The sequence below is a fragment of the Chitinophaga caseinilytica genome (assembly GCF_038396765.1).
Lineage (GTDB): Bacteria > Bacteroidota > Bacteroidia > Chitinophagales > Chitinophagaceae > Chitinophaga > Chitinophaga caseinilytica.
In genome coordinates, this window is record NZ_CP150096.1 from 5,985,533 (window position 1) to 6,006,825 (window position 21,293).

A 21,293-nucleotide genomic window follows, 5' to 3' on the forward strand; every position below is an offset into this window, starting at 1 on the left:
TTTATTTTGATTTCAGTAATGCTTCAATGGCGCTCAGCCGGGCTTCCAGCGCTTCGTTCTTCGCCTTCAGTTGTGCTTCCATGGCGTCTTTTTCGGCTTTCAGTTCCTGGATGGCCTTTACGAGCAGGCCTACAACGTTCGCCTGGTCTACCCCGTTGTTCCCTGGCGTGGCGATCTCCGCCGGTACTTCGTCGGCGATAAAGCCGATGCTGCGATGGCCGGTGGTATCGGCTTTGAAGATGAACGAACGGACTTTGGCGCTGCCCAGGATCCGGAGGGCGCTGCCGGCGAAGGGTTGAATTTCCTTTTTCAGGCTGCGGAGGGAGGATTGATAATATGCCGTGGCAGTGACGTTTCCGTTTACATGCAGGAGGCTCGCGGGGGCGTTGGTGCCGATGCCGACATAGCCGTTGTGCTTGATCCTCATCCGCTCGGTAGACATCGTACCAAAAAACAGATCGGTTTCCTGGCCCACGGCGGTATGGCGATAAGCGCCCAGGTATGCGCGCTGGTCGGGCCCAACATCGAAACCGATGCGGCCCACTTCGCCGATGACATCGGTAATGCCGAGGGTGAGCTTGGCGGAAGGGCTCATGGTACCGATGCCGATTTTACCGTCTTGCATGATGCGCATCACTTCGTTCTGTTGCGTTCCGCCCGATCCCAGCCCGGCATGGAACGTGATCTGCCCGGCGTTGGAAGGGTGCGTGCCTCCGAAAAGCACGATCTGCCCGCCCCTGCCGCCGGAAGGTGCCGTAGAGCCGCCGATGAGCGTGAGGCCTGCATTACTGTTATTACTGAGGAGCAGCTGGGAAATTGTGGTGCCTATGGTTCCCGTGCCCGTGATGTTGAAATTGGCGGTTTGCGCTGCAGTTCCGTTGCGGATAAACGAAGCATCCGTCCATTGGCGGGATGCTACCTGGTACCAGTTCCCCCATGTTGCCGAAGGGTTGCCCTGGCGGTAAAACATTTCGTCTTCGGTACTGTAGGCACCGAGCAGCTGGAATTTGAAGTTGCTGGCACCCGTATTGTTGCCGCCGGCAAACAGGAACGCAGGTTGGGTGGAGGGACGATTGTTCGCCACGCCGATATGGAAAATCCCGGAGTTGGCGATCGAATCGAGATTCCCGGTATGGGGATCGAGGTATGTTGGATTGGTGGTTCTGGCTATTCTCCCGATCCCATCTCCTAAAGACAGTGCACCGATATCCGCCGGCGTGAGCATCCGCGTGGAGATGGCGGTCACATGGCCGGAGGCGTTGGTTTCGATGGATGCAGGTACCTGCGCCGTGGTGAACGTTTTGGTCGATAACGCCCCTGCCGCGTGGTTCCCTGCATGCCAGATCTGGTCCCCCATGTAGAGGAACCTGTCGCGTCCCATAGACAGCACCGAAGTTGTATCCAGCGGCGAATACAGCACGTGCCGGAACACCCATCCTTCCCCGATATCGTCTTTCGCTTCAAAGATGAGATTGCCGGAAGGCTTGTCCTGCAAGGATTCTACATACATTCTCCAGCTATCGGTATTATACTGCCACATCAGTCCGTTTGAAGGATTGGCCATGGGCGCATTGAACAGGATGTTTTGGGTAGTGCTCGATCCACGGGTCGTAACCGCCTGCAGATTGAGGTCGGCGCTGGCGAGCACGGGCGCGTACACGCCTTTGGTGATGCCCTTTTTCACGTACCGGATGCTGTCTCCGGCACGATAGATCGTATCGATCCCTCCCACCCCGCTCAACTGTGCCAGATCGATCGTATCCTGACCGGCGATGGCAAGCTTCGACCCACCAACCTGAACGAGGTCGATCTTCCGGAACTCCGTTCGCCCGCCACCTTTATTAAAAAGATAGCCAGACACGCCACGGGTACGGTTTTCGATGATCAGCTCGGCGGTGTCGCAAACATTGTATATCCGCACACTGTCGGCACGGATCTGGTACACGTGCTGGGCTTTGACGGTGGAGATGGTGCCGGTAACGCATGCCAGCGTCACCAGGAAAGCGGTAAGGGACAATTTCATATGACTCGGTTTCTATCTGTTGCTATCGTTTATCCTTCAGCTCCCGGATTATTTCTTCGAGGGCCTCCAGTTTATCTTCAAGGGTTTTGTTCTTTTTTTCCAGCTCCTGAACGGCAGCCACGAGCAGGGCTACGGTATTGCCCTGGTCCACGCCCTGGCGGCCGGGCGTCGCCATTTCGCCGGGCACTTCGTCGGCGATGAAACCGATATGCAGCTGCGTTTGGTCTGCCTTAAACCTGAAGGTGCGGACGGTGGCGTTGCGCAATACGTCCAGGCCGGATTTTGCAAAGAGTTCGATCTGTGTTTTCAGTTCGCGGCGCGACGTTTGGTAGAAAGCCGTAGCGGTTACTGCGCCGGTGGTGGAAAGGTTCCCGGCGGAGGTGAGCCGCATTTTTTCGGTGACGTCCACGGCATTAACAGGCGTGTTGTAAAAAACGAGGGATGTGGGATGGGAGGTGCCCGTCCAGGCGCTTTCCGTTACCGCATCGATCTGTGCGCCCGGAACGTAGGTGGTGCCGGAAGTATTGGCGCCATACAGCACGGAGCCGAGGCGCTGGTTGGCCGCGGAAGGCGTGCCGCTGTTATACAACCGCATATAGGCCCCGGAAGAAGCACTCAGCGTCTCGGTATTCTGGACGGCCATTCCGGCCGTATTGCCGGTGCTGACGTGAACGGGAAAGAAAGGGTTGTTGTTACCGATGCCCATGTTGCCATTTGCGCTGATGCGCATTCTTTCGGGTTGCTGGCTGGTGCCGGTACCTGCATAAAAAACGATCAGTCCGCCCTTGGTGCCGCTGAACAGCCCGATCTGTCCACCCTGGCTAATGCTGCCGCCGATGAGATGGAGGCTGCTGTCTGACATAGTCGGCATAATGATATTCGTGTGTACATACCCGTTGATCTGCGCCGGGCCCTGTACCTGGAGTTTGTATTGGGGATTGGAGGTCCCGATGCCCAGGCGGCCTTGCTCATCGAGGCGCATTCTTTCTGGTTGGGAGCCGGCACTCGTGCCGGTATGGAAGGTCATCCGTCCCCCGTTCAAGCCACCGAACAGATTAATTTCTCCACCATAATTCGTGCCACCGCCATACATCTGCAAGCTGCTGTCGGAATTGCCGGAGGTGATCTTGCCGGTGATGACCGTTCCCCGCGTCATGATGTTGCCGTTTACGTCCAATGCCTGTGTGGGAGATACCATCCCGATGCCCAATCTTCCGTCTTCGGTCAGGCGCATGGCTTCTGCCAGCCCGGTTGGGTTGGAGATGATGAACGACAGCCCGATCCGGTTGCTGGTGGCGCCTCTCCAGGCCCGGATCGCGGAGTATCCGAGATCGTTGTCCGTCCCGAATTTAATCCCTTTATGCACGGCGCTATTGCTATTACCGTTGCTCTTTACATATATTTCTCCGTTCGCCACCTGTAGCCTTTCCGAGGGCTGCCTTTCGGAAAGACCGATATTTCCCAGTCCATTGACGGCCAGCGCGATGTTATTGACTTCCCCACCCTGACGGTTATACACCGACAATCCCAGGTTGTCTGTTGCGGGCGACCCCGTGGCGCTATGCGTGAACTGGAAAGCGTATGCCGAGGTATCGTAGATAACGCCGTTCCAGACGTTCCTGTTGAAGCCGATGGCGTTGAAGCGCTGGGACATCTTTTCGCCCGTAAATCCATATTCCACCATCCGTTCGTAGGAAACGTACCCGTTAGGCGCGATTTCCATGCGTTTTACCCATGCCGAGCCCGTGTTTACCCAGGTAGCAAGACCGGGAACGGTTGCGGCGGTCAGCTGGAAATTTGCGCCGTACCCGACGTTGGCGGTGCGCAGCATGATGCCGTCAGACACGGTGTCGGCCCCATTCTTCCTCACTTCCAGCATACCGCGGGTAAGTCCTCTTCCGGTGATGTGGAAACCGGCTTCCTGGGGAGTGGGCGACATCTGGTTCTGGATGTATGATGCGGATCCGGCTGCTGGGGCAGCGGAAATGGCGGCAGGCGTGAGGTTATTCTCGTGCCACATCCGGTAATAATTGGCGCCGTTGTTAGGAGAATACCAGGGCTCGTTGGTGGCATTGTCGAGTATCAACAACTTCGATTCGTTCGGAACCGCGTTTCTCGATACGATGGACGTTCCTGTTTTGGAGCCGGAATCTCCGATAACCATATATCCCGTGAAGCCGATCCCCCTTACCAGGCGGTTCACCTGATAAAAGTACTGGATATCGCTCATGTGATTTCCGAGAATGATATTCTTTGTGGCCTGGTTCCCTGTGCCCAACACAGCTTCAAGTCCAGGAACACGCGGCGCGAACACGGTGGTGGTCACTCCTTTCTTTAGATATTTGATACTGTCTCCCGACCGGTAAATCGTATCGATCCCCCCGATCCCGCTCATCTGGCTGAGGTCGAGCGTGTCTTGCCCCGCGATGGCGATGCGCGTGCCGCCGAGGTTTTTCAATTGCAACCTGCGGAATTCGGTTCTACCGGCGCCGCGATTGAAGAGGTAGCCCGTAACGCCCTGGGTGTGGTTTTCCAGGATGAGCTCGGCCGTGTCGCAGACGTTGTAGATGCGCACGCTGTCTGCCCGGATGGAGTAGACATGTTGCGCCTTCGCCGCTGTGGATGCGGTGAGGAGGATGGATAGGGTGACGAGGGTACGGGATAACATAGTTCTTCGGTTCGTATTCGCTTACTGTGACTGTTTTTTGATGAATGCTTCAATGGCCTGGAGTCGTTTTTCCAGTGCCTGGTTCTGCTGTTGCAGGGAAGCGTTGGCGTTTTCCAGTTTATTGTTTTTCGCTTCCAGTTCCTGAACGGCTTTCACGAGCAGGCCCACGGTGCTGGCCTGGTCTACACCATTGCGGCCTGGCGTCGCCATTTCGGCAGGTACTTCGTCGGCGATGAAGCCGATATTGCGATGGCCTGTGCTATCAGCCTTGAAAATAAATGTGCGCACCTGTGCCTTGCCCAGAATGCCGAGGGCGGACGACTGGAAGGGTTGGATATCTTTCTTGAGGCTTCGGAGGGAGGATTGGTAAAACGCCGTAGCGGTGGATGAGCCGGTCACGGTAAAGTTACCGGATCCCGCGAGGGTAGCGATGTTGGTGGTGGCGGCGTACCATTTGAAACTGGCGGAATTGTCTTTTACGGAACTCCAGATCGCCCCTTCCTCGGTCCCCATGGCGTAATCAACAGTCGTAGCGCCGACATTGGGGTACAGGACGATTTTGGTACCGGGGCTTCGCGTCACCAGCGTAGGTTTTGCAACGGTTGCCGCTACATTAACGAAATGGATAATATTCTTCGAGGCGTTAACCATATGGAATTCCCCGCCGTTATAACGCACAGTAGTGTCGTCCACTGCAAATGACGTAGTGCTGTTCTTGGGGAAAAGCACAACGCGGCCCAAATCACTTTTTATGTGGACATCATTATTGAGAAGACTTCCCTTTCCCACATACCCGTAACGGCTTCCCGTTCTATCGTGAAAACCGAGGTAGGAATAGGTGGCCATACCCGTGGAATCGGCGGCGATCCTGGAATCATTCCCCATCGTTACGCTCCCCGGAAACCGCACTGCGCCTGTAGCACGAGTGATGGTCATCGAAACTGTCGCGGAGCCGGATGCCCCCGCATCGCTATATCGCCAGATGCTGAAATCGCTTCCCGTTCCAGCGCCGCTTTCCGCGTTCGACAATCCAATGCCGAAACGCAATGCATCCGCAGCGTTATTCAATATCAATCCCGCTTTACCCGCTCCGATCGAGCTGGAAAATGAATTGTTTGTTTTGATGAAGTTGGTAGTCCACAGTCCACCTGTTTGGGCGCTGGCAACCTGGTTCTGGATAAAACTTCCGGTTGCGTTGGCCTGCGTCAGGATCGGACTGTTGTTGATACGGCCTTCGGTTTGGGCGAGATACGTTGTTGAAGCGGGAGACTGCCCGGAATTGTAGATCGCCAGTTTGTCTACGGCGAGCACGGGGCGGGAGAAGTAAAAGTTCTCCCGGTCGGTCGTGAAGTGCAGGTAGGAATTGTTTTGCGCGCCGATCTGGACTTGTCCGCCCGGCGTCACGATCCGCATGGAATAATTCGTTCCCTGTTCCAGCCGGGTGCTGTCGTTATTGAGGAAAAGCTCCAGCGGCCGCGCGGTGGCGTAGTTCTGGCGAACGTAGTCCGTCCAGGCGGCGGCGGTGGTTTCCTTGATATCGAAGTAGGCGACGTACCAGGTTACCTTTCCCCGGGCGCCGTTCAGGTAATAATAGCCGAGCGGCAGGAAGGTGCCCTGGTTGCCGGCGTGGTGCACATGGATGTAGTCTTCCCACTTGCCGGTGCCTTTGTTATCGGTGAGGAAATAGTGGGAATTGCTCGTCCCGAAAGGATCGAGGCCCACTTGCAAAGTGTATCCCACGGGCAGTTTGGCCCTGATGCGCGATACGTACACCGAGTTCCGCCGGCTGGGCACATCGGCCCGGAAGCCGCCGAGCCCGGGTGTAGGCAGGGCGCTGGCGGAATCGTAGGCGATCTTCAGGTACCAACCCGATGAGTTGGGTACCCGCTCGCCAAGGGAGGCACTGTCGCGCACGAGAGTAACCCCGGGCGAATAATTGTTATCGTATTTGGTGATACCATTGGCGCTGTAGCGGAATTCCGCGTCGGCGCGGAGCTGGGCGCCTCCTACCGAATTCCAGAGCTGGTTGCCCGAGTTGTTTTCGGGGTTCGGGTGGTAGTAGGTTTGTTTGAAGAAACCGATCGTGCGAGTATTGCCGCCAACGATCAATCCATTGGTTTGTTCATTATCGACCGGAGAATTCACCTGCAATTTCCCGGAAACGGCGGTCATTGATCCATCGTAGGTATGGATGACGAACGAGTTGTGGTTGCTACCGCTGTAACCGATGTATCCCCTGTCTGAATTGTCGCTGTTCCTAAACCGGAGCACGAGGTTGCCGGCGCCGGTGGTGGCACGTTTGAGGATGAGGTTGTCACCATCGCGGGACGACACATTGCTGCGCTCGGTCACGGTCTGGAGGGTTTCCTGTGTGGCCGGTGCGTAGAAGCTGGAGACGATGCCCCGCTTCACGAAGCGGAGGCTGTCGCCCGAGCGGTACACGGTGTCGATGCCGCCGATGTGGGTGAGCGTGGCGAGGTCGATGGTGTCTTGCCCGGCGATGGCGAGCTTGCTGTTGCCGATGGCTACCATTTTGAGTTTGCGGAACTCGGTTCTCCCCGCGCCGCGGTTATAGAGGTATCCCTGCACGCCCTGGGTTTTGTTTTCCAGGATGAGCTCGGCGGTGTCGCAGACGTTGTAGATGCGCACGCTGTCTGCCCGGATGGAGTAGACATGTTGCGCCTTCGCGGCGAGGGACGCGGATAATACGAGGGATAGGGTGATGAGGGTACGGGACATAACTAACTTATAACTTATTCACTTAATCAGACTCAGTAAATACTTATTGCGTTCAGTCGAGATTGTAAATTTAGATTGGCAACCCCTTGCTTTGCATAGACCATTTTTAAGGCCGGACTTTAAATTTTGAAAATGGCCATAAGGTCTTCAATCACAATAACCGAATTGTTTACAATAATCCATTGCTTTAGTGGATCATCAAATACATCCTAATCAGTCTTATAATACAATTCCTAGTTCAATCAAATACGCAAAATAATTCCTAACTACTATTATTCTTCGACCCACTTTAAGCTATCGGGAAAATCTAAATCGAAATCTGAAAAATCTTTTCTGAAGATTAAAAGCTCGCTTTTTTCCGGGTTATCGCCATTAATTACTAGGGGAAAGGACTTCCCTACAATTGATGACAAAAACCCTCCGCTACTATTCACCAGTTTCTCACCTTTATACTGTCGTCCATCAAAAACGTACTGGTATGTCAAAGCTCTTCGATAACTACTAGCTATCGAGACATCCGTTATTATCGCCTCTCCGATAATACTTTGGTTACGAACGACTTCCCTATCTCTGGTCTTGATCAAAGCCTGAATCCCGATTACAACTAATAAGACCAATAAAACTATATAAATGATATACTTATTCATAATTCATTTTAATTAATTATTAATTGCTTTTCTCCTTTTTTTATTTGCCTCGAGTTTTTGTTCCTGCTTTTCCTTAAGAATATCACCAATATACGAAAGACCGTTACCATTTATATCTCCCAAAAGGCTAACTAAATAATTAGCTCCCCACTCTGTAACCTTACCGTTCTTTACCACTTTCTCAGTAAACCAGCCACCAAATACATTACCCAATCCGCCAATCAAAGTTTCGAATCCTAAATCTTTAATATCCTTACCAGCCAATTCACTTGGATGAAACATTCTTCCGTCTTTACCCATTGCACCAATAAAAGAAGACATAAATGGATTGCCAGTAACAATTTCACCAACTGTACTCCAATAATTATTCTTGGACAAATCTCCTTTGTTTGTTATTGTTTGAAATATGACATCTGCACTTGCACCACCAAGCCTTCTCGCGAATTCCAACTGGCCTATTTCGGCGAGTCCAACGAGGTGTGGGATTGCAAACGGCGCGGCCAATGTCCAAATAAATACATTTGGAGCTCCATCTGCAAATCCATATAAACCCTTTTGCAGCGAATTGGGTTCTCCCTCATCATAGAATGGTTTCGGCACCCAACCATCTCTGTCATCCTTTCCTGTATACATTACAATACTGGGGTCATACCAATAGTATTTATGTGCAGTATATGACCCCCATTTGCCATTTACTTTGGTATATCTTTCCGTCCAAATCCAATATTGCGCACCAGTTTTATCTTGCACTAACTGCATTGAATTATTACCCCAATTCAATGGCCCTGAATCTTTAATTGTTACCCAATCTGCCGGATTTCCCAATGGTTCCGCACCATCCAAATCGATAAATTTAATTGGTGAATTACCAGCGAACTGGAAAGGAGAAAAGTATGGATACTTATGCATTAATGGATCTAATGATAAGAACCGTCCAACACGCGGGTCGTAAATCCTTAACCCATAGTCTTGTTGACCTCCAACACCTTTAACCTCATTATCATTTTCCTTGCCATTAAAGCCAAACCGATAACCGTCAGTTTCGAATGAACGCCCAGGTATTATCATTCCAAAAGAATAGTAATCTGTGGCTGAACTTATGACTGGCTCATATCTCACAATATCTAGTCCGTTGAGTGAAATAGATTTCTTAACATCAAAAACAGTTGTTAGTACATTCCCCAAATGATTCCCAATTTCGAATTGTTTATACCTTCGAGCAAACCCAGTCATTATTCCGTTCCCCAATAGAGGTAGATTAACCATAGTCTCAGCAGATCTATTTCCAGCTTGTAAATTAAACTTCTGCATTCCAATTCGCTTATTTCCAACTAGCGGAATTTCAGTCAACGTTAGAATTCCTCCATTGTGATTAATATCACCTTCAATGTAAATGCCCAAAAGATTCCCACCTGGATCTCTAATATATCTGGTTTCAACTGCTCCAACTTTTTTACTAATTCGATTACCTCTAAAATCATAAGAATATAAAATTTCTGTTCCGTCAGTTTTTTCAATTTTCGCTATTCTACCATATAAATTCCAATCAATTTTTACCAATCCTTCTTTAATATCATGTATTAAATTACCAGTCATGTCATACTTGTAATTCCCTGGCTGTTGATTATCTATATCACCATCATATGATACACTATCAACTACCGCATCGCTAATATGATCAAGCTTATTTGTGCTCTGTATATAGCTATAGGTAAGGTCATCCATTGAAAGAGGCCTAGAAGCCCATGTTGAATTACCATTTCGCTTGAATAATTTAATATTACCATTTGGATCATATTTTATTCTTTCTTTAAAATCATCAACCAAAATTGGCTCCCAGTGGTTCAATTGAGAATTAATACCCTTACTGGCATTCAACTCTACGATTCGACTTAGCACATCAAACTTATAATTGTACAAGATTGGAGTTCCTAGGGTTGGAATATTCTGACTTAAAGCGCTTATATTTCCATTAAATAGCGGAGAGGTCAAACTTTCAATCCTAGCAAACGGCTTTCGCTGATTAGCATTCAATGGTACATATTCATTATCGCCGTAATAGTAAAGACCGAATCCAACGCCATCTTTTGCTACGAAAGATCCTTCACCACCATCAGCTCCCATATCAAAATTCGATGCAACTGTTGTACTGTTTAATCCTTTGATCCATCCTTCTAGTGTATAAGTAAAATCTAAACCCTGAATTTCTTGTTGTCCCAAAACTGTCCTTGATACAGGCCCATGCATAAAATAGGAATAGTATGCATCCTTCTCCCAATAAACACTATCCTTGCTAGTTTCGACATCTGTTATTCGATTTTCAGCATCATACCTATATCTATGATAAAAAGCATCCCATTGACCAGGTTGGTAGTTTACTTGGTTAACCTTTCCCGTCACTAAGTCATATGAATATGTTATTTTTTTAAATCGGTTACCTTGATCCAGTGTAGATTGAGAATTAAAATCCTGAATTAAAACATCTACATTTCCTAAAATATCATAACTATAAAATGTTCCTGATGCTCTCTTGCCCTGATTAAAATCTGAAGAATTATTATAAACTGCGGACCATGCAACTCTATTTCTAAGGTTTTTGGCATCAAGTGCAAGACCTTGGAATGGAATATGCTTTACATCATAGACATTTTTTGTTATTTGAGTACGACTGTTGGCAACATTACCTAACCATGTTTGAAGTGCATCATAATTCCTGCTTATTCCTACCGACATGCCTGACGCACTCGTTATTTGACCTACTTCAGTAATTCTACTTAAATCATCATACATAGTATACCCGTAAAGATTATTCAGTACTTGTTGTGCGTCTTGAGATAAAATTAATCTACCGAGCCTGTCATACCAAAACAAGGTTGTATTTGCATCCGGCGTACTTTGAGCTATCAGTTGATTTAAAGTATTATGCCTATAATTCGTCGCCATCCCATGCGCAGGCACCAACTTCACGCCCGCTTTCCGCGCAACCGCCACAGAATCCGTCCATGATTTATTCCTCCTCACCACAACACCCGCGGGCGGCACCGTCTTCACCAGGTTCCCCGCCTGGTCGTAATAGTACAAAGTATAGTGGTACTCGCTCTTGATATACGAAACCTTGAACTCCTCCATCCCCGCGGCCTGCTGCGCCATCTGCACATACACCTGGTCGAAGTCGTTGCGGATGGAATCGGTGATGGCCTTGTAGATCACATTGCCCGTGGATTGGGCGTAGTAGGTACTGTCCGTACAATTGTCTTTCTGCACCAACTCAAAATCTTCGAACACCGGCGATGCGTTGCCACACAGCATCAGGCCGTTGGGCACCAGCGTGCAGGTATCCGTACCCGGACAATTCAGCGCCGTCTGCACCGCGGAATTCGTCGTTTCCACCACATGCACGATGCTCAGGTTGCTGCTCTTCAGGGATACGGTGATCTGTGCCGGCACGGCTTTCGCCATGGAAGAACCAGTTATGTCGGTCGTTTGCAGGCCGATCACGGTATCGCGGCAACCCGTTCTACCATAATTATCCGTTTGCATGAGCATGGCGGTCTGGCCATTGTATTCGCCGGCACCGGCCATGCTGCCTTCCGGATTGTTCAGGATGCTGCGCAGGCGCTCGGAACCGCCCGTGCGCACCTGGCGCGCCCATTGAACGGTATTGTCGTCGCGGAGGCGCATCCAGTATACGTCTTCGTTTGATTGGGAAGCAAAATACCCTCCACCGGCGGCCTTTCCGACCGACCAGGTCTCGGGGTTGATATTGCCCGGCCCGCCGACGCGGGAAGCCCGCAGCATGAAGCCGTCCATACGCAGATCGAGCAGGGCGCCGTTCACGTTCACCGTGCTGCCGACGCTCATGTTCACCACGGCCACTTTCAGGCCTTCGGGCGTCGTGAGGATGTTGCGGGCCATGTTGTCGCGGCCTTCGAGATCGTAGGCTGTAATTCCGAGTAACGTTCCGTTATGACGGTTCCAGCCCATGGTAGCCACATCATACTGGCCATTGCCGCGAAGGGAACTGGCGCCGATGAGGATGTCTCCCTGCACGGCGAGCTGCAGGCCACTGCGGTCTTCCGTAGAACCGGTCTGCTTCAGCCATTGGATTTCGCCTTGCGCATCCAGCAACCCGGCCACCCAATCGGTAGCCACGCCGGAAGTGTTGGTCCGCAGACCGCCAAAGGCATACTGGTTACCGCTTACCGGCAGGATGTCGGTCCCCTTTCCACCGAAATTCGCACCAAAATCCACGGCTTTGTTCCAGGCGAGGTTCCCCTGGCCATCGAGCTTCAGGATGAGGATAGCCCCATAATCATAACAGTAGGAATTGGTGGTACCGATGGCGATGTAACCGCCGTCGTCCGTACGCTTGAGGCGCACCAGCTCGTCGTTGGCCTCGGCACCGAAGGTCCGCGCCCAGAGGAGATTGCCGACGCTATCTGTCTTGATGACATATGCGTCTTTACCACCACTTCCCAAACCTGTCGTGGAACCGGCCATGATGTAACCGTTGTCGTGTGTGCGCTGGATGTCGTTGATGACATTCGTTCCGCCGGCGGTATAGGTATTGACGAGTTGCTTGCTGCGGGAGCTTCCTTCCACACAAACGGAAGTATAACCACCCGGCCCCTGTGCAGTACAGCTGTCCATGAACTGGATATACTGGTACGCCAGCAGCCCGTAGCCGAATTTGTTGTTCATGTAGCGGGCAAAGAAATCGTTCTTCGCCTGTTGCAGCGAATCCACCGTGGCGAGCCCCGGCAGGAACGCAGGATAGGAAGCCGCATATTGATCGTACACCGCTTTCACTTCCTCGCACGACACGCAGGCCGGTGCCACCCCGCACTGGATCAGCGTGGGGATTTTAACAGGACTGGGAAGGTATTTGCATGTGAGGTCGCGGTTGGGATTGCAGGTTTCCAGCAAAATATTAAGGGTAGCCTGCGGAATGTTGGCCCCTTTCACCCGGAAGATGTAGGCGGAGAAAGTGGTATCCGCCGCCTTTTTCATCGTTTGGTATTCCTTCTGCAAAAGCGTCAGCGTCTTGCACTCGCAATCCGATGGGGTCGTGAACGTCATTTTTTCCGCGCGCACCGGCTGCTTGCCATACGGCAGCGGCGTGGTGATGAGGTTGGCGTTGCACATCATGTTGGCCGTAATACCATGACGGACATTGAAATCCGTGATCACATCGTCGAAGCTCCGGAAACGGTAATTGCTGGAGGGTTTCACCGTGCTGGCACCATAATAGTGATCCCTGTCGGCGCCCTCCCGGCATACTTTCAGCAGCTCCGGGATGATTTCGGATTTGATGAGGTTTGTATCATATAATTGGCATTGCTTCAATTGCGAGACCCAGATCTGCACATAACTTTCGCAATTCTGCGCGTAGAACTGTTCTTCTTTCCCCTGCGCCAGGGCATTCGCTTTGTTCGGGTCTGCCGCGCCTCCGTTCTTGAAATCGTCCAGACCGGCGTTGTTCAACAGATCGAGGGGATTGCGGATGTGGATGTCGTAACCAGCGTTCATCAACCGTGCGATATCTGCGTTGCAAAGCTGGGCGTTCACCGCTTCGATCATGATCTTGTTGCGGGCATTGATATAGGCGTTGCGGAAATTGCGCCATTGCATGTCGAGGTCGCCGGCGCAGGTATTGGCCGTGTTGAATGCCAGGGCCGGTGTAGCGATGGCGTCCAGGCAAGCCTGATCTCCGGCCCCGCATCGCACCATGGCCGTGGCGGTGGTCCACATGTTCCTGCCGGAAACCGTCATATTGAGGGCGTCGGGCACTTTGTTGCCGGTCATGGACACCAGTGGGTCGTTCCCGTAAGAGAACGGTACGGCCGCCATGTTCGCGGGGTTCAGGTACCCTTTGGCCACCGCAGCGGCATATGTTTCCGTTTTTTCGAAATCGAACTGCCAATCGATGGCCGTGCGGTACACCTCATAATGGCCCAATCTGCAATATTCGGGGTGCAGCGGCAGGAGGTTTTCTGCCCACGACGATTTGAAAGCCGCCATGAACTCATCTCGCTCCAGCTCGTTGGGCAGCACCATTTTGCCTTTGGACGCGCTCCAAACGGTGTCGCGATTGCCGTTGAGGTCGAGGTAAAGGATGTTTCCGCCTTTATATTTATCTCCGTTGAAGATGTTGTAAGTCTCCGCTTCTTTGCTCAGATCGGCATATTGGCCCGTGGGCGCAGTAACGTCCATCAGCATGTTCCGGCGGATCTCGTTCAGCGGGTTGGGGCCTTTGCAAAGCTCGTCGCACCCGCGGATCGCTTCCTGGTAAGCCGTGGAAGCGGCCGCACGATGGCGGGCAGTATCCGCAACGGGGATCCCGGCCTTCGTCATATAATCCACCCGGAACGCTTCCCAGGTACCGATCGCCGCCACGCAACCCGCACAATCGGGAACGCACTGGATGGTCCGCAGCGAAGCGCGCCGCTCTTCCACGATCTGCTCGATGGTGGTGCAGACGTTGCTTTGCAGGAAGATGCTGTCGCGGTAATGGTCCATCGCTTCCTTGCTGATGGTCAGCGTTTTGGTGATGGTATAGTTGCCGGGAGGAAGCTTGCGCGTCACGGTATAGATGATCGGCGCAGGCGTAGTTCCACAGGCAACCGGCAGGTTGGAAACGTCGAGATTGTTGAAGGAATAATTGATGGGATCGGTCAGTTTCAGGTTGAAAGCATCGTCGAACACCTTGATATTCAGTTCATAACCGGCCACATAACAAACATCCTGCCCGTTACAATCCTGTTTGCGCAACACGGGCGGTGTCAGTTTGTATTCGAAAGTATAATCCGCCGTGTCGGAAACGTTGATGGAGGAATGGGTGACAATGCTCCGTTCGTCCACTTTATTTTTTCCGGGGCCCGACAAGGATTCCACCACCGGCAGGCGCTCCGTTTCGGGAAGTTCTTCCAGGTTGCCGCCGGGCGCTACGGATTGCAGCGCCGTTGCGATGGTACGCCCGTGCATGTCGATATAACTTACGGAATACTGGCCATTGGCGTCCACTACCGAGTTCTTGAAATAATGCGAGCTGTTGCCCACTTCTGTACCGAACAGTGCGTCCAGCTCTTCCTGCTTGGGCGTGGTGTAGATATATTTGGTCTCATGGCCGCTGCCCAGCTTAAACGTTTCGCCGAGCCCGCCCTGGCGGGAGATGCGGCCAGTATTGTCTGGCGTATATTCCGTTTGGGTAAAGGCGCGGCCTTTCGCCTGGGGAATATACTGGTGATGGCCAACCGTGGCCAGGGGGTTATTGGCGGAATAGTAAGCGTTGGCACCGGATGCGCTGTCCATGGGAGCCGCGCTGCCGCTGAGATATTCGGCCGGTGTTTCCACCAGGTCGTACTTATCCTTGTCATATTCCGGGCTGTTGATGCCGCGGTTGAATCCCTTCACATACTGCATCACCGTCTGCATCGTGGGCGACGGCAGCACCTGGATGGCCGGCCTTCCCTGGTAGTCGTACATCGTTTCGGCGATGACCAGCGTTTGGGAGGTATTGTCTTTCGTTACGGTCTGGCGGCTACGGAGGCTGCCGTCAAAATATTGCGTCACCACTTTTCGTTTGCCGTCTTCAGCGAAAGTGATGGTAGATTGCCAGTTGAGGTTGGACTGATGCCCTGCGAATTCGAACTGCCCCGTTGCACCGTGCTGCGAGCTCCAGTCGGTCTCGATCCGCCGGTCGTCCGCCCCTACCTGTACGGCCCGCACGCGGAAGAAGAGCGATCCTTTGCCGTCATACATCAACGGCACCTGGTAGCTGTTATCGGCGACGGTGACGCGCGTGGTGTTGTTGTCGAATACCAGTGCAGGTTGCAACGGTGTTCCGTACCTGCCGGACGCGAGGGAGCTGGAATCGACGTAAGTCCATTCCAGGTCGTAAGCATCCGCGCCAATTTCCACGGGCCAGTGGACCAGCAGCTGGTCGGGCGTTCCGGGGCCCTGGGGCAAATCGTAATTGATCGATTTTATTGCATGGGCATGGCAATCCAGCTTATACCTGGGCTGCACTTCCATCTCGTTCTCCAGCATCAGCACGGCCAGCATATTGGCCGGCGCGGTAATGCTCATCACTTTCACCTTTACCTTGTGCGCGTTGTTGAACACGAAGCTGCTGCGCATCCGGTAGGTATTGGCTGTATCGTAGTTGATAGACAGCTGCTGGTCTACGGAATCCACGACGTTGTTGGGCAGGTAATAGTAAATCCTTACCTGTGCATCCGCCGAAAACGGGCCGGGGATGTAGCGGTTGGAATATTCGTTGATCCTGAACGTAATAATGTTCCGGACCGGGTACGGCGTATCGATCCTGACGTTGGAAAAAGCACTGTCGACCACGGTGATCGCGGAATCTGCCACCAGTTGTCCGGCGGCGCCGTCCAGCACTTTCTTGAGGACGATGCTTTTTTCTGCTGCGCCTGCACGGGGGCGGCCAACAGCAACAGGCATGCGGCGGCTATCAGGGAGTAAATGAATTTCAGGCCAGGGATATTCATAATCATAAGTTGGATCGGGGACTATAGGTTCGGGCTTCCTTTGTAAATCTGATAATCGCTGTAGGCGGCTGTAGGGAGGTATTCGCCGTTGCTGAATACGAAATAGGCGCTTTCGTGGAAAGGTGCCCTGTCGGCTGGCAACGTAACATACCGTAGAAAATACATGCTCACCAGCGCCAGCGGGCCAAACTGCTGCCGCTCGGCTTCCGTCAGCGGACGACCGCTTTTCATCATTTCCGTTTGCAACAGGTACCTGGCGGAAGACAGCAAGCCATTAGCCGGCTGAATATTGAGGTCGATGGATTTTACGCCCGCCAGCGAATCGAATGCGATGCTGATCCGGCGGTTCCGTTCTTCCTGCGAGATATCCACTTTTTTCACGAGCCCTGTTTCCATGAGCGCGCGGACCTGCGAAAGCGGATCGGCCGGCGGCAAGCCATTGGGTTTGTAGAGGTACATCACTTTGTCTTCCTTGAACAACACGATGGCGTATCTGGGGTTGGAGACGAACTCCATGTTCGCCATCACCATCCTTAAGCCCGCAGCCGACATTTCGACGCTGCCGCTGAGCGAGTCCAGGACTTGCTCCGGCCGGCCCGCCGCGGCATAGGTGTACCGGAAATCGTAGCGGAGGCCGCTGGCCGAATAGGCCGCATGGAGCTTCCGCATCTCACTGAACAGCTTTGCCGTATCTGCCCGCTGGGCATGCAGCGAAGCAGAGGCTACGCTGCACACCAGGATGATCAGGATTTTCTTCAACATATCTTTATTCTTTTACGAGCGCACTCCTCGTTTCTTTAATCGTTTTAATACCTCTTTCCGTTTCCTTCTTCACCCGGGTCAGCACACCATCATCGTCGTACTCAAAGAACGTCGCGAAGTTGTTCTCGTCCAGCTCAGCCATCATGCGCAGCGTTACGGGGTCGTAGGCGTAGCTCTTCATGTTGGCATTGAACGGATGCAGGCGGATGTCGTCTACATACACCGGGCTATCGCCTGTGGCGATGATCATGACAGACAGCTGCGTGGTGCCCGCGGGCAGGTCTACCGCCTCCTCGTACCGCTGCCAACCTTCGATGATGTTACCAGACGGACGGATTTCGCGAAGCGTCGTGTTCTCGCCATGCTTGACTACCAGCTGCACCACATTGCCGTCGTAGCTGGCGCAGTTGCAGTCTTTAGCTTCCTTCACCCATGCGCTGAAGAGGATCTTTTTCCCCGCCAGCGGGCTGAACGAAGGGATGACCATCGTACTGTCTGCCTTCACTTTTTTCAGCACGTTTCCGGTGATGCCGCAATCTGCCGCCTTCATTTCGAAAATGGGCTGATTGACGGGCGTAGCAGCCGCCACAACCATGTGGCTGGTCTGCAGCGTATCTCTGCCGGGAATTTTGATGGAATAGCGGCCGGTGTGGCGCTGTGTGGTATCCAGCCAGGAAATGTAACGGGTGAAATCGAAGCGCCGGGCAGTTCCGCAGTCGCCGGTAGGGCAACCGTTTCCTTTGAAATAGAAGTCTTCGAAACCTTCGAACGCAGCTTCGCGCAGCATGCTGTTTTGCACCACGGCCATGGGCAATGCGTCTTCAAAGCCATAAATGGCGCTGTTGTAACGGTTGAGGGCATCGCGGTTCTCCAGCTCAAAGCCTTTTTTATTGAAGATGGTAGACTCGCTGTTCCAAACCCAGCGGGTGGTGTCGTACTGGGCCTTCCATCCGTTCGACTGTTTTTTCCAGAAAGACAGGAAGTCTTTGTACGTACCGTCTGTGCGGATGTTGGTGGCGGCCTGCGGATCGGATTCTTTGCGCTCGCCGTAGTAGGCGTACGTGCGGTGTGGCCGCCAGTTGCCGAGGATCCCCGCTGCATAGGGGTTCACGCTGGTATCGGTAACGGCGCTGAAGCAAATGGTCTCGAAAGCCGCCATCACGAGATCTACCGTGTCGCGGATCGGGGCGGAACAAATGTCGGCATCTATCACCACGATGTATTTGCCCTCGCTGGAGTCCGTAAGCTGCGTGATCACGGGGTTCTGGAGATTGCTGGTGAAGTTGTTGGGGCCGGTCCAGCTATAAGTAATGGCTGAGCCGGGAAGGTTGATCACCTGCAGCCGGGCTTTGTCGCCCTGGCAATATGCCGGTTTGTTCAAAGAAGCGAGCTGGGCGGTGGCGAAGTCGATGATCTTGATGGTTTGAACGACGGAGGCTCCGCAGGGGTCGGTCACTTTCACGTCGTAATTCTGGTTCACCATGAGGTCGAAACCGCCGCCGGAGTTGAACCTGCCAGTGGTGTTGGTGGCCAGGTACGGGCCGGTGGCGCCTTTGCCCTGGGCGGCCAGGCTGTAGGTATAGGAAGCACTGATGGGGTTGATCAGCTGCACGATGATACTGCCGGTGTTATCGGCCGCTGCGGGGCAAATCCAGCCGATGGAACGGATAGGATCGATGGCCAGCGGCCTGGCGCTCCATTCCAGCGATTTCATATTTCCCCCGAACGTTTCTTCCGGATGATGGCTGACAGATCCCGAACTGGCACCTACTACCACGCCGTATTCTCCGGGCGTGGTCAGCACTATTTCCGATCCCATGGGATAAATGCCGGTTACCAGAGATCCGCCGGAAGGCTGTGACATGATCCGGTAGTACCCGGGAACGGTAGAATTGTTGAAAGCGACGGTACCATCGACCCGCAGGATTTTCCCTGCGCAGGTATCTCTTGTCGACATTTCCCATTCATAGTCATAAACGTCTTTATTCGCGACCACAACCGTATCGAAATAGGCCGCGCAGGCATCCGTGATCTTCAGGACGTAAGTGCCGGGAATATATGCTTTCTGCGGCGTGCTGTAAAACCAAACGCCGTTTTCGTCATAAGCCGTTGTAGTAGAATGGTAATGACTGGCGGGATACACGACCTCAATCTTCGTTCCGGCACGGATCGATTCGCCGCCGGAGCCCTGGATGAGGAGCTCCCCGAATTTGTGCTGCCCCGAATTCCTGGGCCAAAACATGGTTTTATAGGGCTTTGCGGGAGGCGGTTGCTGTAGTATATCCTGGGTATGCAGCAAAAAGCTGTCTGCCGTCATGACTTGCAGCTTGTACGCCCCATGAGGCAGGGAATCCATGTGCCAGGCATTCCAGTTATAAGTAGTATCCCTTCTCACAACGCCCGTATTTTTATTCTGCACGCTGATCACAAAAGGGTAGCAAGCCCTCACCGGCGTATAGACGGGATTGATGTTGAAGCTATGGCTGCAGTTATTGGAAAACGACAACGCAATATCATACTGGTAGAGATAAATTGGGAAGCTGGTTTCCCCGCCGCAGGGATCCTTGAAATAGTAGTAAACATTTTTGCCCACCATGTCTTTCAACGTCTTGCCCCCGGGAATTTCCAGCTCGAAGAAGCTCGAATCGCATACGGGCTTGAAAGCCGTCTTGGGGCCACCATCATACGAAACGGCGAACGTCCAATTAGTTCCGCGGTAGAAATACGGTCGGTACAGGGAGCTGGAAGGCACCAGCGGCGCATTGAAACGAAGCTTGTTACATCCCGCGCCTGCGATCTGATTTTCAATGATCAAATCCTGGTTAGCCGCCGGTAAAGCCGGGATGACGACCGTACTGGTGGAACTGCTTCCGCAAGAATCGGATAGCACGACCGTATAGGTTCCGGCCGACATGTTCTGGACCTGATAGCCCGCTGCACTGGTATTAAAGACAGTGGGCCCGGAATACGCCGCGGGCTTGCTCGTGATTACGGCCTTGTAACCGCGCCGGCCACCGCTAAATAAAAACGTCATTAAGCCCGAAGAACAATTAGGGAAAGATCCCGATCCCATCTTTGCGCTACCAGTGAAAGGGGTGTAATCTCCCAGAACGGAAACAGACTGTGTGATGGAATCTTCCACACCACCGCAAATCCCCCTCACCGTCACGTAATACGACCCGGGAGCGAGGTTCTCGAAGAGCGGGGCGGTACTGTGTGGTATCTCGAACCCGCCGGACGCCGCCTGCAACCGATATAGCCGGTTCGTGACGGAGCCCGCGTCCTGCCCGGTCAGCGTAATGGATATTTTACCACTGGCCGCACATCTGGACGAGTCGGGCGTGGCCGTGAACGACCAGTTGCACTGCGCCGCCGCCCATGTGGGCAGCAGTACCAGGGCCAATAAGGCAATATATATCTGAAATGCTTTTCTCATAGTTAAGGGATCATCAATCGATTTTGGAATAGGTACAAACGAATGTGGCCTTCACGAAGCGCCCGCTGGACGCTTCCCGGTAAATGGAGGGCTCCGGTTCCAGCGTGAGTATGTTCCCTGTTATTTTCCAGCCATATTTTTTGACGGTGGCCTGCTCCTGGAACCCCGGCGGTAGCTCCTTCCTGCATTCCAGCGTCTGAACACCGGCGCTGCGGTAATCGCCTCGCTCTCCCGCCCCGTTGCGGTCTCCCATGTAAATGAAATCCGTAAACTCCACTCCGGTCCATACATCTCTCCCGGCCTTCACCATCCGGTCCGCATCTGTTGTTTCATAGCTGTCTACCATCACGCCTTCGGGATAAGTCACGATCTTCACCATCAGTTGCTGCGCCGCCCATTTCCCTTTCAGCCGTGCGAACGCGGAGTCTTGCGCGGAAGCCGGAAACGCCGTTACGACCAGGCAGCATATCAAATAAAATATCTTGTGCATAGTTGCGAGTTTTTC

General features: G+C 52.9%; 8 protein-coding genes. All 8 read right to left on the minus strand.

Annotation, left to right across the window (positions count from 1 at the left end):
* Position 1 precedes the first annotated feature (1 nt).
* The 8 genes from WJU22_RS24810 to WJU22_RS24845 all read right to left on the minus strand — a co-directional run bounded on the left by WJU22_RS24810 (position 2) and on the right by WJU22_RS24845 (position 21,278).
* The gene (locus tag WJU22_RS24810) at positions 2–2,023 is read right to left on the minus strand and encodes a tail fiber domain-containing protein (protein WP_341840860.1); all 2,022 of its coding nucleotides are present in this window, start codon (positions 2,021–2,023) and stop codon (positions 2–4) included.
* A gap of 22 nt (positions 2,024–2,045) precedes the next feature.
* Positions 2,046–4,691 (minus strand): tail fiber domain-containing protein, encoded by a 2,646-nt coding sequence (locus tag WJU22_RS24815; protein ID WP_341840861.1) that lies wholly within the window; start codon positions 4,689–4,691, stop codon positions 2,046–2,048.
* 21 nt (positions 4,692–4,712) lie between these two features.
* Positions 4,713–7,430: a tail fiber domain-containing protein gene (locus WJU22_RS24820; protein WP_341840862.1), complete on the minus strand. Its 2,718-nt coding sequence runs from the start codon at positions 7,428–7,430 to the stop codon at positions 4,713–4,715.
* A 272-nt stretch (positions 7,431–7,702) separates the two neighbouring features.
* Positions 7,703–8,077 carry a hypothetical protein gene (locus WJU22_RS24825; protein WP_341840863.1) on the minus strand — a complete coding sequence of 125 codons (375 nt, stop codon included), beginning with the start codon at positions 8,075–8,077 and terminating at the stop codon, positions 7,703–7,705.
* A 12-nt stretch (positions 8,078–8,089) separates the two neighbouring features.
* Entirely contained in the window at positions 8,090–16,543 is an 8,454-nt protein-coding gene (locus WJU22_RS24830; protein WP_341840864.1) for an RHS repeat-associated core domain-containing protein, read from the minus strand.
* A 68-nt stretch (positions 16,544–16,611) separates the two neighbouring features.
* Entirely contained in the window at positions 16,612–17,352 is a 741-nt protein-coding gene (locus WJU22_RS24835) for a hypothetical protein (RefSeq protein ID WP_341840865.1), read from the minus strand.
* A 4-nt stretch (positions 17,353–17,356) separates the two neighbouring features.
* Positions 17,357–20,788 carry a hypothetical protein gene (locus WJU22_RS24840; protein WP_341840866.1) on the minus strand — a complete coding sequence of 1,144 codons (3,432 nt, stop codon included), beginning with the start codon at positions 20,786–20,788 and terminating at the stop codon, positions 17,357–17,359.
* 13 nt (positions 20,789–20,801) lie between these two features.
* Positions 20,802–21,278, minus strand: coding sequence for a hypothetical protein (locus WJU22_RS24845; protein ID WP_341840867.1), 477 nt, complete (start codon positions 21,276–21,278; stop codon positions 20,802–20,804).
* Between the last annotated feature and the right edge of the window lie 15 nt (positions 21,279–21,293).

Excerpts from the sequence above, each read along its gene's own strand:
- WJU22_RS24845 (WP_341840867.1), bottom strand. The coding sequence starts at position 21,278 with ATGCACAAGATATTTTATTTGATATGCTGCCTGGTCGTAACGGCGTTT.
- WJU22_RS24820 (WP_341840862.1), bottom strand. The coding sequence starts at position 7,430 with ATGTCCCGTACCCTCATCACCCTATCCCTCGTATTATCCGCGTCCCTC.
- WJU22_RS24830 (WP_341840864.1), bottom strand. The coding sequence starts at position 16,543 with ATGCCTGTTGCTGTTGGCCGCCCCCGTGCAGGCGCAGCAGAAAAAAGC.
- WJU22_RS24815 (WP_341840861.1), bottom strand. The coding sequence starts at position 4,691 with ATGTTATCCCGTACCCTCGTCACCCTATCCATCCTCCTCACCGCATCC.
- WJU22_RS24840 (WP_341840866.1), bottom strand. The coding sequence starts at position 20,788 with ATGAGAAAAGCATTTCAGATATATATTGCCTTATTGGCCCTGGTACTG.
- WJU22_RS24835 (WP_341840865.1), bottom strand. The coding sequence starts at position 17,352 with ATGTTGAAGAAAATCCTGATCATCCTGGTGTGCAGCGTAGCCTCTGCT.
- WJU22_RS24825 (WP_341840863.1), bottom strand. The coding sequence starts at position 8,077 with ATGAATAAGTATATCATTTATATAGTTTTATTGGTCTTATTAGTTGTA.
- WJU22_RS24810 (WP_341840860.1), bottom strand. The coding sequence starts at position 2,023 with ATGAAATTGTCCCTTACCGCTTTCCTGGTGACGCTGGCATGCGTTACC.